Source organism: Escherichia sp. E2661 (genome assembly GCF_004745185.1).
Taxonomy (GTDB): Bacteria; Pseudomonadota; Gammaproteobacteria; order Enterobacterales; family Enterobacteriaceae; genus Escherichia.
In genome coordinates this window covers 237,156-252,367 of record NZ_PDIG01000035.1, presented here as the reverse complement: position 1 = coordinate 252,367, position 15,212 = coordinate 237,156, and the positions used below count along the sequence as shown (strand labels likewise).

14 protein-coding genes and 3 pseudogenes are annotated in these 15,212 nt (G+C 47.5%); all 17 read right to left on the bottom strand.

The annotated features are described in order from the left end of the window. Positions 1-9: 9 nt before the first annotated feature. A pseudogene (locus tag CRI63_RS18320) lies at positions 10-603 on the bottom strand (DUF2345 domain-containing protein); the annotation flags it as partial. Next, positions 599-901 (bottom strand): annotated as a pseudogene (locus CRI63_RS18315) (hypothetical protein); the annotation flags it as partial. The pseudogenes CRI63_RS18320 and CRI63_RS18315, both read right to left, overlap by 5 nt. A 2-nt stretch (positions 902-903) precedes the next feature. After that, positions 904-1,167 (bottom strand): PAAR domain-containing protein, encoded by a 264-nt coding sequence (locus CRI63_RS18310; RefSeq protein ID WP_135381357.1) that lies wholly within the window; start codon positions 1,165-1,167, stop codon positions 904-906. 59 nt (positions 1,168-1,226) lie between these two features. Continuing rightward, positions 1,227-1,628 carry a lysozyme inhibitor LprI family protein gene (locus CRI63_RS18305; RefSeq protein WP_130224884.1) on the bottom strand — a complete coding sequence of 134 codons (402 nt, stop codon included), beginning with the start codon at positions 1,626-1,628 and terminating at the stop codon, positions 1,227-1,229. A gap of 118 nt (positions 1,629-1,746) precedes the next feature. Continuing rightward, positions 1,747-1,935 (bottom strand): hypothetical protein, encoded by a 189-nt coding sequence (locus tag CRI63_RS18300; RefSeq protein WP_135520334.1) that lies wholly within the window; start codon positions 1,933-1,935, stop codon positions 1,747-1,749. 67 nt (positions 1,936-2,002) lie between these two features. Beyond that, complete coding sequence (locus CRI63_RS23995) at positions 2,003-2,176, bottom strand: hypothetical protein (RefSeq protein ID WP_167852323.1); 174 nt, start codon at positions 2,174-2,176, stop codon at positions 2,003-2,005. Positions 2,177-2,246: 70 nt separating this feature from the next. Next, the gene (locus tag CRI63_RS18295) at positions 2,247-2,690 is read right to left on the bottom strand and encodes a hypothetical protein (protein WP_130224888.1); all 444 of its coding nucleotides are present in this window, start codon (positions 2,688-2,690) and stop codon (positions 2,247-2,249) included. Positions 2,691-2,920: 230 nt separating this feature from the next. Further along, positions 2,921-3,520, bottom strand: a complete 600-nt coding sequence (locus CRI63_RS18290; protein ID WP_130224890.1) for a hypothetical protein — start codon at positions 3,518-3,520, stop codon at positions 2,921-2,923. Then, positions 3,507-6,218 carry a hypothetical protein gene (locus CRI63_RS24480; RefSeq protein ID WP_240782764.1) on the bottom strand — a complete coding sequence of 904 codons (2,712 nt, stop codon included), beginning with the start codon at positions 6,216-6,218 and terminating at the stop codon, positions 3,507-3,509. The genes CRI63_RS18290 and CRI63_RS24480 overlap by 14 nt, the downstream gene beginning before the upstream one ends. Positions 6,219-6,472: 254 nt before the next feature. After that, complete coding sequence (locus CRI63_RS24470) at positions 6,473-6,772, bottom strand: hypothetical protein (RefSeq protein ID WP_240782763.1); 300 nt, start codon at positions 6,770-6,772, stop codon at positions 6,473-6,475. Positions 6,773-6,896: 124 nt separating this feature from the next. After that, complete coding sequence (locus CRI63_RS18275) at positions 6,897-7,379, bottom strand: DUF3828 domain-containing protein (protein ID WP_130224896.1); 483 nt, start codon at positions 7,377-7,379, stop codon at positions 6,897-6,899. A 30-nt stretch (positions 7,380-7,409) separates the two neighbouring features. Beyond that, positions 7,410-9,767 carry a type VI secretion system Vgr family protein gene (gene vgrG / locus CRI63_RS18270; protein WP_135520332.1) on the bottom strand — a complete coding sequence of 786 codons (2,358 nt, stop codon included), beginning with the start codon at positions 9,765-9,767 and terminating at the stop codon, positions 7,410-7,412. Next, positions 9,764-9,925 (bottom strand): hypothetical protein, encoded by a 162-nt coding sequence (locus CRI63_RS23985; RefSeq protein WP_167852321.1) that lies wholly within the window; start codon positions 9,923-9,925, stop codon positions 9,764-9,766. The genes vgrG and CRI63_RS23985 overlap by 4 nt, the downstream gene beginning before the upstream one ends. Before the next feature lie 160 nt (positions 9,926-10,085). Further along, positions 10,086-11,750, bottom strand: coding sequence for an OmpA family protein (locus CRI63_RS18265; RefSeq protein ID WP_135520330.1), 1,665 nt, complete (start codon positions 11,748-11,750; stop codon positions 10,086-10,088). Next, positions 11,750-12,439, bottom strand: coding sequence for a type VI secretion system protein TssL, short form (tssL, locus tag CRI63_RS18260; protein ID WP_135520328.1), 690 nt, complete (start codon positions 12,437-12,439; stop codon positions 11,750-11,752). The genes CRI63_RS18265 and tssL overlap by 1 nt, the downstream gene beginning before the upstream one ends. After that, positions 12,436-13,785, bottom strand: coding sequence for a type VI secretion system baseplate subunit TssK (tssK, locus tag CRI63_RS18255; protein ID WP_135520326.1), 1,350 nt, complete (start codon positions 13,783-13,785; stop codon positions 12,436-12,438). The genes tssL and tssK overlap by 4 nt, the downstream gene beginning before the upstream one ends. A 53-nt stretch (positions 13,786-13,838) precedes the next feature. Then, positions 13,839-14,106: pseudogene (locus CRI63_RS18250) on the bottom strand (type VI secretion system contractile sheath small subunit); the annotation flags it as partial. Positions 14,107-15,212 lie beyond the last annotated feature (1,106 nt).

Genomic DNA, 15,212 nt, shown 5'->3' with positions numbered 1-15,212 from the left:
CACTCCCTGTCAGTCATTGAATGACTTACTGCTGATTTTGCTTTCCTGAGTGATATTCGTCAGGCTGAAATTAGGTGCTTCGTTGGGAAGATTTGCGCCCGAGCCTGGTACCAGATAGTCAGACGTCTTTACAATAAACTCACCAGATGAACCATGCTCAATCCCGTTCTTACTCAGTCTCAGGTAAGACCCGCCACCGTTCAGCGTCAGCGTTTCCGGGGTGCTGATAATAATTTCGTCTTTACTACTGGTCACCGTCAGCTGCTTTTCAGAAAACAGGGCCATCGTGTTGTGCTGAGCCTGAATCTCGATGTCTCCCTGGTTGGCAACCAGCTTCGCCCCGTCTTTATGGACAAACAGACCCAGGGCTTTTTCAACCGTTACAGACAGATTTTTCATCGCCCCGATATCAAGATGTTGACCGGCATTGATCATGGTATTGCGGGTACTGCTGAGCTGAAGATGTTCACCTGAGGTAAACGCCACCCCCTGCGGAGCGCTACCCAGCAGGACCGCAGACTGGAGGTCCCTGATTTTGTCAGTCACAAGACTAATCTGAGTATTGATATCAGAGACCAGGGCTCCGGCGGCTTCAGCTGCGCTGACCGCGCAGAATTTCACTATCTATAAGAGCTGTACGGTCGACATTACGCGACTCAGCTCCGACCTGCTCTGCTTTATAGGCAACCCTGCGTAAAACGAAAATAAGCCCCCATGTGCAAAATGGAAGACCCAGAGCGGTGAACCAGAAGACAAATCCGGTTCGCTCTGATGGCCAGCACCACAGTGTAAGCGCTATGCCCCCCAGCATGACAAACGCGAGGAAAAGCAACCAACGCCCGGTGCCGGGGCGCGCTATTTTTGTGGCCTTTTCAGGGATGGCATCCAGCCAGACGGGCATAATCAGGCAACCTTTGCAGCGGTAAATGAACTGATCAATGTGCAACCACAGGCGCATTTGTGACCGTGAAATGCCACCGGGATACCATGATCAAGGTAATCAGGGTTGCCTTCTACGATGATTGTAAGGCCATGTCCCAGAACCGGGCATGACACTTTGTCGCCTTTTCGGGCAACACCGATCCCACCGAATTTCATCGTTTCGGAAGCGGTCTGTACCGAGCCGCCATGAGTAGTTTTATCGCCTTTACGGATAATCTGAAGCATTAATAAAAAACTCTATCGTTTAATAATTATTAGATTAGAGTAACTAGCCGTAACAATAATTACTCCTGAATCTGTTCCAGCAAGTCATTTAACTCATTCACTCTTGAAATATTCATGTCCATACGGCAGACACTATACATCGGTGTACCGATTATAAACCCTTGAACATCACACCAATTTTCACGTAAAGTAATCCAGTTTTTTTGTGACATCTCGAATTGACGAGTAATGTCAGGGATTTCACGTGTCTGAATGATTTTGTATATTTTCTGATAAACTATATTCATGTCTTTCTTAGCTGCGTCTGAAGCCATATCGGCACAGCCCATTACAACAGAGTTATTTATATCTTGATTTTCTTTACGACAATCTGTTTCAATTTTAGCATAGTCGGTTAGTGTGGCATTTGTAAAACAAGGAATTAATAGAAGCAAAACCAATGCTTTGTTTTTAACTTTCATATTTTTCTCATAAAGATTCTGGTGACAGTACAGATGAATAAATTCAACCAACAGCGCCGTGTTTTATTATTAAATAAATTCACACTGGACTCAGTGGCGTATACCTAGCTTTAATTGTTTATTCTGAATAATACTCATCCCCATTCCAGCGCAAAGTATATTTAGGCCCACAAAAGATATCTTTCAATCCTTTGTGAATTTTTTTTGATATTCCAATGGATTTGCACATATATGGTGCATCAATTGATGCTCCATCATGCATTGTTATTTGAAAAGTTAAAGTAGGAGAGTGGTCGAGATCAGACATACAATCTGCCTGAACACAGGTTCTTGGTGGCGTTGAACTAACAAATGTATACTCGATGATATCATTTTTACTGTCGCAATTTTAAGTCAGTAATCACGCGACCTGTTTGTCCATCGACAAAAGCAGATTTCATGAGGTTACTTGCAGTTACCAGAATATCAACATCTTTGCCTTGAGAACATGGAGCATATGTTGTCGATGCCATTAAAACTAAAGCTGTCAAAGAGAGTTTTATTTCCATTTTCATTATTTCCCTATGAATACAATAAATATTCTTTACTAAATCCTTTCCCAACATGACAATTATTAGTCTAATAAAGATCGGGAATAATATTCTGCATAGGTTCCAAATCTAGCATGGTAGATTTCTCATTAATTTCTTTCCCTGAAAGGTTAAATGTCTTAAACGTTTCACCACATGAATTACAGCCACCTGCGCCGGATAAAATGATTCTATCACTTTTACATGTGGCCCCGTAGAAAACGAAATTCATCATTTTTATTTTTTCGCCTTTAATGTTAATACGTTCCACAAAACCTGTAGACTCTGATAGGTCATGGTTTTCCTTACCAAGGATGAATATTTGTTTGCTGCAAATTGGTATGGCGAGTTTATCCTGGTCACCATTAAGATTATTTACACTACAAAATGATTCGATACTGTATTGAATACCACTGCAAGAAGACTTGAAAACAGTAGAAACGTTTGCATTACAAAACACTGGAGTTAGTAGCAGAAAAAATAAATTTTTCATAAGTGCTCTGGATAATTATATTCAATAAATTTTACTATTTCTGCTTAGGCAGCAAATAAATACGTCTAACTTTGTTTTCCTTCAGTTATGTGGCTTTCATTTTTTTAGTTTTCCTATTTTCTGTTTACCAAACGCGATGTAGCTTTCTATTACATAACACCAATTTCATAATGAAGCGTCCAAACAATGACTCATTAAAATTCAAACATTTTACTTAACAGTATTCTTGATTATTTTCCATAAACATCAACTTCTTTTTGAAGATTACAACCATTATCTTCTTCTTTAATAATGGCGTAATTCATTCCGTCGAAATTATATTTAATCGATCTGCACTCTGGAACTAAAAATTCTCCGTCTGCATCACGCAATGGCGCGTTAACAGCACGACCTATAATGGTCAATGATGTGCGATCTGCATAGGCAATTACTTTGAATTTAAGGCCGTCTGACGTTCCATTATCAACAGACTCAGCATAACAATTACCACCTTCTGGCGACGTTGGTAATGTCGAAACAACTTCACCAGTAGTTTTATCAATTACCCAACCACAAATCCAATAATCGTGAGTGCACTCTTTACCATGACCTCCCGGGGATACGAATAATCTGTACTTCCCCGCAAAGTTGACTGGCTTGCTTAACTCTACCTCGACATTCTCTTTCCACCAAGGTGAGAAGTCGTTCTGGGAGCCTTTTAATACTAACTCTTTTGTAAATGGCCCATTGCTAACATCAACAACATCGTTATGTTGGTGGGTTGCATAAGACAAGTGAGAGTATACTAAAAATAGTAAAGACAAATAATGGACTATTTTATCTGTTCTCATTTTTAGATTCCTCAAGAATTTCAACCATTTCATCCGGCATTAAATGTGCTCGATTCAAGCCGTCACCAGAGTAATATGAAACACCTTCGTTATGTGCCGTTCTACCTTTACTAATCGTTTTCCCTTTTCTGACTCCGCCTGAGGCGAATTCCTGCGCCCAAGCGTAAATAGCATCCTCTACGCTTCCATCTCCTTCAAGATATTCAATGATGGGTTTTCGTTTGATCTTTATTAAATACTCTTCAAAGATCTTATCCTGCATCGATTCATCATAAAGAGAGTTAACGTCTAGTTTCAATTCTTCCACGGCACTTCTTAATGTACTAGGAATGATTTGAAAACGCCCTGTAGCAAACATATCAAATCGAAATTGTGCACTCATGACTTGACTTATAGTCATCGACGTCAAGTTTGTTTTATAATGAGTCTCACTGTGAGTTGGGTTGGGATGGGGATAAGTTTTATTATATGCGGTATAATCATTTTTAGATTCAACATGCCCTAATAAATCAGCAAATGGACTATGCGCCCATCCAGTACTACTCTTAACTTCTAACGCTGCCAAAAACTTAATTGGGTGCATATGCCACAACGAAGGCCCTAATATCTCAGTGGAAACATCCTGCATCCATGCCATTTTATCAAGAAAATCTTCGCTGTATTTCTTCCATTCCGGAGCATCTTTCTTCAGCGCATTCAGGAAAGGCTGCCAGATTGCATCGCCCTTTTTGAAGTACCAGTCGCTGGGATGTTTTACGATTGTTTTCTGAATAACGTCACGATAGTCGGGATTGTGAAGTGCTCTCCAGTACTCCATCGGAGAGTAACGGTCGCTTCCACTATCAATTTTATCCAGCAGGCGCTGGTAATTATGCTTCACCAGGGCATGACTGGTTCGCGTATCACCGGTCGCAGCCTCGTAAAGTGCGTTGATAAGACTGCGGAAGAATCCAGTGGGCTGGTTTTTTCCATCCAGGTAATCAAAACTGGCAGGCTCTGAGGTTTCAGTTCTGAAGCCCAGCTTCGCCAAATCATACTGTGACAGAAGCTGAGGCTCAGCCTGCCCTTTGGGCGCATAAGCATTTTCTGGCCGTAGTTGCCAGTATTCCTGTTTTGTTGATTTATCCGTTTCAGCTGTGACTTTGCTCAACGGAAGGATGCCTGTCCGCGTTGTAGACGTCGCGCCCCTGGCGAAGGTGCCCTTCGCAACATCTTTTGTGAAGAGAGCAAGGCCAGGAGAATACTTCAGCCAGAGCGGGTTTTTCTCCCCCACTTTTTCTGGGTTGGTCAGGAACTTCTCCAGATTATCATCCATGCTCGTGCATTCGATATGTACCTGGTATCGTGCCTCATACCCCCCATCCTTTGGTGCCTGATAGTAGCCCATGTGGCCAATCGGGTCACCGGCCTTAATAGCAAATGGAGAACTGAGACTTACTGTTTTATCGAATACCATGGATTCCTTTGCGGGAGGCAGCAAGTGTCGCCACCAGTCGGGCCCGGTCCCCGGCGCTGGCTTAACATTGTTGTTATCCACAACAATCCAGTAGCGCTGACCGGGAGTGAGAGTACTGCTGGTTTTTTCTGGTAACCCCTTTAGCGTCACAAGGCCGTGTTTTCTCTTGTTACTTCCTGTGGCGTTAAGATTGCTGTCTGCAGGGTCCCACTCCACTCTGGCCCCTTCAGGCATGTGCCCTGCAATTTGTAGAGAAGTTTTATCTGAAGTCAGTTTCGCCGTCAGCCAGTCCATTTCAGAATATGCTCTTAGAGTATCCTGAATGACCCATTGATTTTCTGCTTCAGCCTCATAAGCTGAATACGGCGCAAGATGCATATACAGGGTATAGAAATGCAGTCCGCTGGTTTCTTTCTCCCCCGGTTGAATAAAGTGTTTAACCAGAACAAACGAACCGGAAAAGTTCAGCGGACCGGATTCCCATGCAAGCGTCAGATAATCCCTGCAGATGCGGTAAGCAATCACTTCTCCGTCAGCCATGCATCGAATTGCCTGCTCACCTTTAAAAGGAACTGGAAAATCTATCGCTTCAAGTGGAGACTTACCGCTAAGCGCACACCACGGGGTCGTTGCTTCCGTGATATGGATCCCGCCATGCCACATGCCACTGCGGCCAATCGCGTACTGTCCGGTAGATTCTCCACTCAAATGTGAAAGGATATCTTCCTGGCTCCCAAATTCATTTCCTCGGTTGTTCGAGGGGATCGGCCATACTATTTTGATAGGCTGAGTTTTTCCGCTACTACTATCAGAAGCAGTATTGTCATTGTAACGATAAAGGATATATGCGGGCTTTTCATTTCGATATTGTTGGCCGGGATAGAATCCTCTGAGTTGAATAAAGTCTGAAACCCAGTTTGTCCCATTAAATAAAGCAATATGGCCATGAGGATGCCCATCAATAGGTTGAATAACAACAACATCACCTGCTTGTTGTCCTGGTATAATTGCTGTGTCTGTAGGGCCTGAACCTGTATAAGAGTAAACAGGTTTGAATCCTACGGCCTCAAAAGATGGGCCGTAATCACATGCTGACGCGGAGTTGCCAATCCTTGGTGGTGGAATCTTAATTTTGACACCACCAGCCTCCGCGGCCCTTCTGACGTATGCAGCGCACTTCCCAAGACTTCTTGGTTCAACATGACTATTTATGTAACTAACGGATGCACTATTATTCCACATGGATTCAGCCTTTTTATTCCGTTACGCTGATGATTTTCCAGTTACTGTCGATTTTTTTAAGGGAAACATTGAGTGAGTTTTTAGGTTCAGAATCATCGCCCAGAATAACCCCAACCACAGACTTACTTCCATTTTCCGTAATCGTACCGGTCTTAATATTCAGCTTCCAGGAGGAGTATGTATCTTGAGACTTAGTGAAATAATTAACATCAGACTCAACCCAAACGCCGTACCAGTCACAAATATAGTTCCCTTTATATTGTTTGCACTCGTGTTTCTGTGAGCATTTTTTTTTCTAGTTCTGATGCAGAAACAGAATCGTCAGAATCATAATTACACATTGTGGAATCAGTGATGCTATTCATCAGTTGGTCAGATACGTACTTTTTGATTATTGCATCATTATTCTCTGTATCATCCTTGAGATATTCAGAGTAAAAATCATGGACAATATCTGCTGGGTTTGTAGATTCAGCAGAAAGCGCCGCATGTGAACAAGTAAGGAGGAAGGCGTAAATGAAAGCATGGAATATTTTGGGGGTTGATAATTTCATATTGACTTCTCATTCGTTAAAAAATGTAGCTATCAAAATTCTTTTTGTTTATAACAGCAATAGCCGCAGCATTTGATTTTAAGGTGCTCATGGCACTGTTTTGATTGAACATTGTCTCTCTCTGTTAGTTCTCGTTGCAATGGCCTGTTTTTCTGGATATGAACTTCACCGAATCCATTAGCCATTTGTCATTCTTGAGAACAATGCTGATATCATATTTTGACTCACTATCAGCATGGCCAAGCGTTAACTCAGCGGCAACCTTATTACTGCCCGTAGGCGATGTTTTAACTGCAATTTCATCCGCCCAATCTGGACATATTTCCTGAGCACTGATGAAATAATCAGCACCAGTATCATTATCACTATTCAATTTCTGAAGATATTTCGTCGTATAGGTATCAACTGCGTTTTGGCTTTTCTCTGCACCACTCTCCACATCAGGATTATTCCAGGCTTTGAGATAATCAGAGTAAAATGCTTTAACAACGAACTCTGGGCTTTTTGCATCGAGCGCTGGGCTATTATTTTCTCCAAAACTGAGGTTTGAAAATGTCGCAAAAATAAAAGTGAGTAACAGCAATAAATTTTTAAAACATGGTTTCATAGTGCATTTTCCCTGTTTACTATTTTTGTATCAGTCATTGAAAGACTTACTGCTGATTTTGCTTTCCTGAGTGATATCCGTCAGGCTGAAATTGGGTGTTTCGTTGGGAAGATTTGCGCCCGAGCCTGGTACCAGATAGTTCGATGTTTTCATAATGAACTCACCAGATGAACCATGCTCAATCCCGTTCTTACTCAGCCTCAGGTAAGACCCGCCACCGTTCAGCGTCAGCGTTTCCGGGGTGCTGATAATAATTTCGTCTTTACTGCTGGTCACCGTCAGCTGCTTTTCAGAAAACAGGGCCATCGTGTTGTGCTGAGCCTGAATCTCGATGTCTCCCTGGTTGGCAACCAGCTTCGCCCCGTCTTTATGCACAAACAGACCCAGGGCTTTTTCCACCGTAACCGACAGATTTTTCATCGCACCGATATCAAGATGTTGACCGGCATTGATCATGGTATTGCGGGTACTGCTGAGCTGAAGATGCTCACCTGAGGTAAACGCCACCCCCTGCGGAGCGCTACCCAGCAGGACCGCAGACTGGAGGTCCCTGATTTTGTCGGTCACAAAACTAATCTGGGTATTGATGTCGCAGACCAGCGCTCCGGCGGCTTCAGCGGCGCTGTTCAGCGCCTGCATCTGGCTGTTGGCCTGGTTAATCTGACTTATCGCAGGGGCCATTTCCAGTACCGGTCCCTGGGCTTTGGCCTGGGCATCAGCCGTCAGGAACAGCCCTTTTGCCGCACGTACAGCACCATGCTCATCCGTTCGCAGTTCGAAACCGGCTCCGCGCTTTTCACGCTGGCCATTGACCAGGTGTCCCATGTTCAGTTGCGTTTTGCCATATTCCGTCGCGAGCTTGATATGCTCTTCCTGGCGCTTATCCTCCATCCGCAACTTATTGTTCGCCGGGGTACGCCACACGTTTCGCGTATGGTTGTCACTGGTGACAGGGTCCGGATGTTCTGAGTCGTGCAGGGCATAGGCGATGTAGGGACGATCTGGGTCTCCGCCGTCAAATACGACGGCCACTTCCGTTCCGTCGATAAGCGGTGAGTGGAAGCCGTACGTATCACCGGCATAGGGCCTGGCCAGCCGCAGCCACAAACAGGCATAACCCTGTTCAGTACTGTTGCGGTCAAAGTCCAGTTTTACCCGGTAGCGCCCGTCCGGGTCGAGCCAGGAACAGGTGTCACCTTTCTGTGTGCTTTCCACCCGGGCCGGAAGCGAGCCGGATATCACCGGGCGATTGAGCAGCGCCGGACGGTAGCAAACGGATTCGCTATACGGGATACCTTCAAAGGTCAGGGTAAAGCTACTTTTTCGTGAGCCGCTGGTGCGCACCGTGGTGATGACGATGCCTTCTTTTACGGTATCGGGAAGCGTTCCGTCAGTTTCCAGTACCTGACCCGGAGCCAGATGAGGGCTGGAGGAATGCCCGGTGACGTGATATTGCGCATTCAGAATGCGTTCGTGACGCAGACGGGCAAAGTATGCCCCGGTCTCCGGGCTTTCAGCGTCACCTGCTGTCAGGAAAGGTTCAGCATAATGGTACGTTTCTCCGGTGGTGATCCCTTCTTTGCTGAAAATGCTCTCGACACTGTCCTGAGGTTGTAGCGCTTCACGGTAGTTGTAGTCCCGGGTGGCCACACTTCCGCTCACCACGTTATATGCGGTCTGAATATCCCAGATGCTCTCCTGCCCGCTGTCACTCATCCCGGCCTGGTTGCGAAACGGTAGCGTGACACCAAATTCATACTGCTGCTGGCTGTCCTGGAAAATCACCACGTCCTGTTCAAGACGGCTGTCCATTTCATAGCGCCAGTAAATGCCCACTTCTGCCAGCAGACGCTGGATAAACTCAAGGTCGGTTTCCCGCCACTGGGTGATGAGCTCCCGAGAGGGGTATTCGCGGGAGAGCCGGAACTCAAAATCAGGCCCTTCCAGACCGTGTTTACGCAATACCTGTTCAACCACTTCAGTGACTGACTGATTGAGGTAGATCTCGCTCCCTTTCGTATAGTCCAGAAGGGCAATACGGGGAACGATCGTCAGCGCGTAATGGGTCTCATCATTCGAGGTGGACACGCGGCGAAACGACTCAACTACGCCAAATACCGTCCTGACCGGCAGGGCCGGAGTTCCGTCAAACACGGGTGTCTGGAAAGTGAATGAAGCGGGCTTCAGCAGTAACGAGTCACAAGCAATATCCGCAGAAGAGCAGGTGACTGCCACGTTATAGCGCCAGGGCTGGCTGAGTGATTCAACGGCGTTGTAACGTAACACATCCAGGAAATGGTCGCATTCATGCACTTCAACCCGGTACCGTGATTGCCCTAAAAGCTGATGTACCAGGCTGGTAGCCTTGTTGGAGAGGGAACTGCTCATGACGGCTCTCCTTCTGCCTGCTCCAGCAGTTTCAGCAGCCAGTGCTCAGGCGTGATTTCTGTATGCGCATGGGACTGACATAAAAAAGCCGCCCCCTCCAGTACTCTGGTGCAATAAGGGGTAAGTCGTCGTAGCAGGACTGCTGAATGATGTTCCATGTCGTTCCCTCTTGTTCAGGCACGCTACCGCCCCTGGCCGTCAACCGATGCCCATAAGGTTCATGCCGATAAATTGTGAGACTGCTCTGCAAAGCGTCCGTCTGACAGGCGCTGTGCGGAGTAAAAAAAAGCGGGCAGAAAGGATCTGCCCGCCAGAGTCTTAGTCACGTACATCCTGTGACGCGTGTTGTACCCCAGGCAGACGACAGGCGTCAGCCTGGGGTACCAGACTGATCTCGACACGGCGGTTATGCGCACGGCCATCAGGCGTGTCGTTTGATGCAACCGGTCGGCTGTCACCGTAACCCTGCACGTCAATGCAACTTTCCGGTACGTCCCAGGTATCACGCATCCAGTTACGAACGGCCACCGCTCGTTGTAAAGACAGGGTCTGGTTGAGCTGAACGCTGCCGGTATTGTCTGTGTGGCCACTGACCACGATGAGCCAGCCTGGTCTGGCTTTGACCCCCGCCAGTGCATTGACGAGTATTTTGGTAGAGCCGTCTTTGAGTGCCGATTTGCCGGAATCAAACAGCGACATGCCGTCGAGACGAACAATTTTCGGTACTGGTTTTTGGTTAGGTACTGGTTTATGTATTGGTGGAGTCCAGGTATCGATAGCCTGTTGCACGGCCAGCCACAGGCGTAGCCCCGGGTAATAGCCCAGGCTGTAACGCAAAGGCTCTCCCTGACGCTGCCAGCGTTCAAGCAGGAGCGCATCCAGCTTCAGGGCGACCAGTGATTCTGCTTTAGGGCGATAGTGGTTCATCGGGATTGCATTCCAGCGCTGCAAATCGGTGCTCACCTGACAGATCAGGTCACGGTTATTGAGCGCAGAAATACCCAATGCGGTCAGAGCACACACCCACATCAGCAGGACCAGGCGACGGGTACGGTGCCCCCCCTGCACCGGTGATGCAAAAGGTGCCAGCAGCGGCAGAACCGCATCCGGAAATAAACTTACCGGATCTGTCTGCCCAGGCTTTCGGGAAAACTGCAAACAGGTGCGGGAATATAGCCAGTCGGCCCAGACTGACTGGGTTTCGGGAAGGACGGTACCGAGGCGCAGTGCCACGGAAAACGCTCGTTCAGGAGGGGTTAACCGATCAGGTTTCTCAAGTTCATCAGTCAGGATTTTACGGATAAATGAAAATGCCTGACTGATTACGGGTAGCGCCGTAATATTGTCATTAGCCTGCAACCAGTCGATGAAAGCCTGCGGCGAATCATTTACCGGACATACAATCGGCTTGTCACCACGAACGATTATCCACGGAGTCTCAGGTCCGGAGAATTCGGCACTCACCACAACCGGTAGAGTGAAACCCGTCAGAGTTTTGATTTGTTTACTCTGCTGGCGGAGCGTCTTTAATGTGGAGCGCAGAACCGCTTCATCCTGATGATGGTCTGGCAGGCAACGGTACATAACCGAAAGCTGACCGACCTGGCGTGGGAACTGCGTCTGTATGCTGCGGACAACATCCGTTAACCGGCTGACGTCATCGGCCCGGAGCCACCAACCCTGAGCTGTTTTACGCAGAGGACTCCCCTGAAACAGCGCACCCAGCCTGTCACCGCATACCAGTACAACGGGGCCCTGGGTGTCGAGTAGTGGCAGGTCAGCAGCTGAAATGGAGGTGTCGGATACCGACTGCTCCCGGCAGTAGTTCTTAAAAACATACCAGCCTGCCAGCAGGAGGATCAGCACCGTGGTCAGGCCTTTAAACACGTTCCCTGTTGGGATGAAATACCAGAGCAACCACAGCAATGTGGCAACAGCTGCAAAGGTGTGCAGGGCAACCGGAATAATGACTGATCTACGCATTAGTTACGTAGCTCCGGTATTTGTGCTGACAAGAGTGCCTGGAGCCACAGATGACCGCCCCACCAGATAACACCGGTAAGGATGATGGCAAGTGCTATCCAGAACCAGACTGAACGCATCAGACTCCAGCGATGTTTCCCCATCCGGTAAACAATCAGAGACAGGCCTGCATCAGGCGGAGAGCATCGCTCAGACAGGGCTTTGACGACTTCATCCCGCTGCGCCTGACTGACCGCCTTCAGTCCGTACACCCCCTGAAAACCCAGTGCAATTACCCGGTGATAACACGTCAAAACGGCCGGGTTCGGTGAGGGCTGACGCAGGACCTCTGCAATGCTATCCCACAGAGCCTCACCTGCTCGAAGTGATCCGAAAAATCGTGCCTGAAGCGGGACTTTACGCCATGCCACCTGGCCCTCATCAATTTTCGGCTCTTCTCCTTCCTCGCACTTTTCAGGCTTACGGCTCATCACCGCCTCGTCCAGCAAGGCACATTGTGCGTAGGAAATATGCCCGACACTGTCCTCGTCATAACCGGCACGTTCCAGCGCTTCCCGCACACTTTCAACCTGTTTAACGCACTTGTCGTAAAGCGCACTACCATTGAGCGTGACGGCGCCTTTCTTCAGCATGGTGACGGTGAGCCAGGTCTCTGTCATCAGCTGGTCGATATCGATATCCTGTTTCATGAGCGCAATACCGCAAACAGTTCAAGTTCCAGTGCGCCAAGCATTTCAGGCACGTAGAACATACACACGCCCTGCTCCTGCATTTCATGCGCAGCGGGGCTTTCCATATCAAGCGCGAAGTACTGGTTTTCCATGCGTACAGGCAAAGCCGCCGGGACCCTGCTGACAGGGATCAGAGGGATCCCCTTGAGTGCAACACCATAGATCTCATTGACGTCATCAGGTGAACCCGCCTGACAAAGTGCCGGGAATTTATCGGCAACCTGCCAGGCCGGTATGTCTGAGCGAACAGAGAGGTAGAGGTCCGCCTCTTCGCGCAGACGAATATCGTGAAGGTTTGCTTTCCAGGTTTGGCCGTCCGGACGGGACATTTCCAGAGCAATGACCCGGGATGGCAGACTTGCCTCAAGTAACCCCGAGATCAGGTCAAACAGCGGAGGAAACGTATTGGCGGGTTCCTCGTGGTCATATCCCGGTATGGCGTCGAGATCATGGTCCAGGGAAAAGGTCAGCATGCTTCCTGCCAGGCGTGCAAGCTCAGCCCACACCTGTTCAGGCGGACGGGAAGGAAAGCGTTCGTATTCCGTCAGCACCCTGGCGTGGGAATTTAGCGCATTCAGCAACCAGAAAAGGGAAACATCGGCGACGGCAAAATCGGCAAGTCTCTCGTTGCTCTCACGACGCATTGTCATCAGACGCTGGCGTCGGGAACGTAACTGGCGATTTAGCAGCACCAGACGTTCACGAAGAACCGGGCTTGCCGAAAATGACGCAACGGGAGGAATGAAAGACGGGTCCAGTAGCCACGCATTATGTCCGTCCCGGATTAGCCTTGCTACAGGGCAGACTTTCCAGGAATCATTACTTTCATGGGCAAACCGGATGGAGAAATTGAACCGGGCAACTGCCATTGATTCTTCTTCAGGTCCAAATGCATCTGGTAACGTCACCCATTCTTCGCGATAGCGAAGCGGTCGATCCGGGAAGATGCCTTCCTGCTCAACGTTGGCAACACCCGGCTGCATATGCGGCAGTGCGATAACGACAGTTACTGCATCAAGACCTGCCAGCTGACTGTCATCTAACTCACGTGGCGCCGGGGGCAGATCGCTTCTTTGCGCATCAATCAGCGTTCCATCTTCCAGCCAGAGACGTAACTGCGTAATCTGGATCAGACCCGATGAAAGAAGACTGTCGTTAAACTCAATCTTTTCCACACCCCAGGGGAATGCAGATACCAGTGCGGTTGCACCGGCGCTGCGAAAAGACTCCCATTCTGCCTGCTGCTGGAACTGCTGAGGGGACAGTAAAGCCCCCTCGTTCCACAATGGACGATAAATTTTCATCTCTACGCCCACCTTATGCTTTTGCTTTCGGCATCTGAGATACCAGCGACAGATTGACGTCCATACCCTCTCAGGGTGTTAGCAACATCAATACTAACCTCTGGGTTAAGCCCGGATAGAACGCTATTAAAGTTGTATTTTGAAATAGTTAACTTGCTGCGTTCAGAAAGCGGGAGAGTTTCTTTACCGTTGCTGAAATTTCCCACCGCGAGAAGTTTTAAGGGCAACTCTACTTTTTTTTTGGGCAGAACCCGTGTGCAGGTCGAGCTGGATGTTGACGCGTGCTTTTGGCACTTCATTCTGGAAGCTGGAATCTGCCATATCATTCCCTTTGTTGGGCAGTGGTGATAGTTACCACGAGGTATCTTTACAAAGCGATGATAGAACGTTTTGCTAAAAAATATCAACTTCGCAGATCAAAAATCTATAATTGGAATTTTATTAAGAATTTTAATCTGATCTGTAACAGGGCGCATCTCTAAGTATTGGGGTAAAGGTTTTTTTGTTCACTGCTTATGTCGTCATTTACAGGGGGATTAACTATAAATAGGTTCCTTGGTGGTTGAATGTTTCGTATGTGATCTTTTATTGGTTAAGATCAATGCAATGAGTGTGATGACTGCCTGGTGCGGATGTGTGCCTTTGCACTGATAACTCGCTGTAACAGTTACATTTTTTGTTACATGTCGTTGTGATAAAAAATTAGAAAGCGGACTTATAGGAAAAACATTGTAAGTAATGGAGGGTATTTCGTTTTAAAAACAATCTGATTTGTATGATGTTGAATAAGTTACGGGTTATGTGGCAGGTTTCAGCATCAAAATCGTTGTTTCTCAACCGGTCGTTTACGAAACCGCGCCCGTGGTTACTGGGCGCGGAAAAATCTAGGTTTCCGGTGAAAAAAAACTATATGGCATTTCTTAGGGGGGCTTGACTCAATCGGATAACCTAAATGCGATGACCACTGACTTTAAATCAGTCCCTTACAAATCAGGAGTAGTTAAATAATGCGCTTAACGTACAAAATTTTCCATTTCCCAAACCGACCCCACATACGGCTCGCGAGTCCTGCGGACAGTGTCTGTTATGATGATGGATGCAGTGCTACCTGCGGCAAACTCCGATTCAGCCATGAAGCACACTATACCGGGTGCGCACTTTCACTGGATCCACTACACAGGGTACAGCTTTCACTTCAGTATCATCACGTTATCAGAGCCGATCATCATTCACGATACACTGTACCAGGTAAAGTTTCCTAACCGTGCCGTCACGCTATCAGGTATGGTGGCTATAACGTGATCCACTATACCGGGTGAGGATCACATTCTTGGCTAAAATACACACAAAACACCCAGAAAAGGCAGAAGAAAATGGACTGCATCGGGGTAATGGGGCTGATGCCACCCGGTGTAGTGGAGATACAC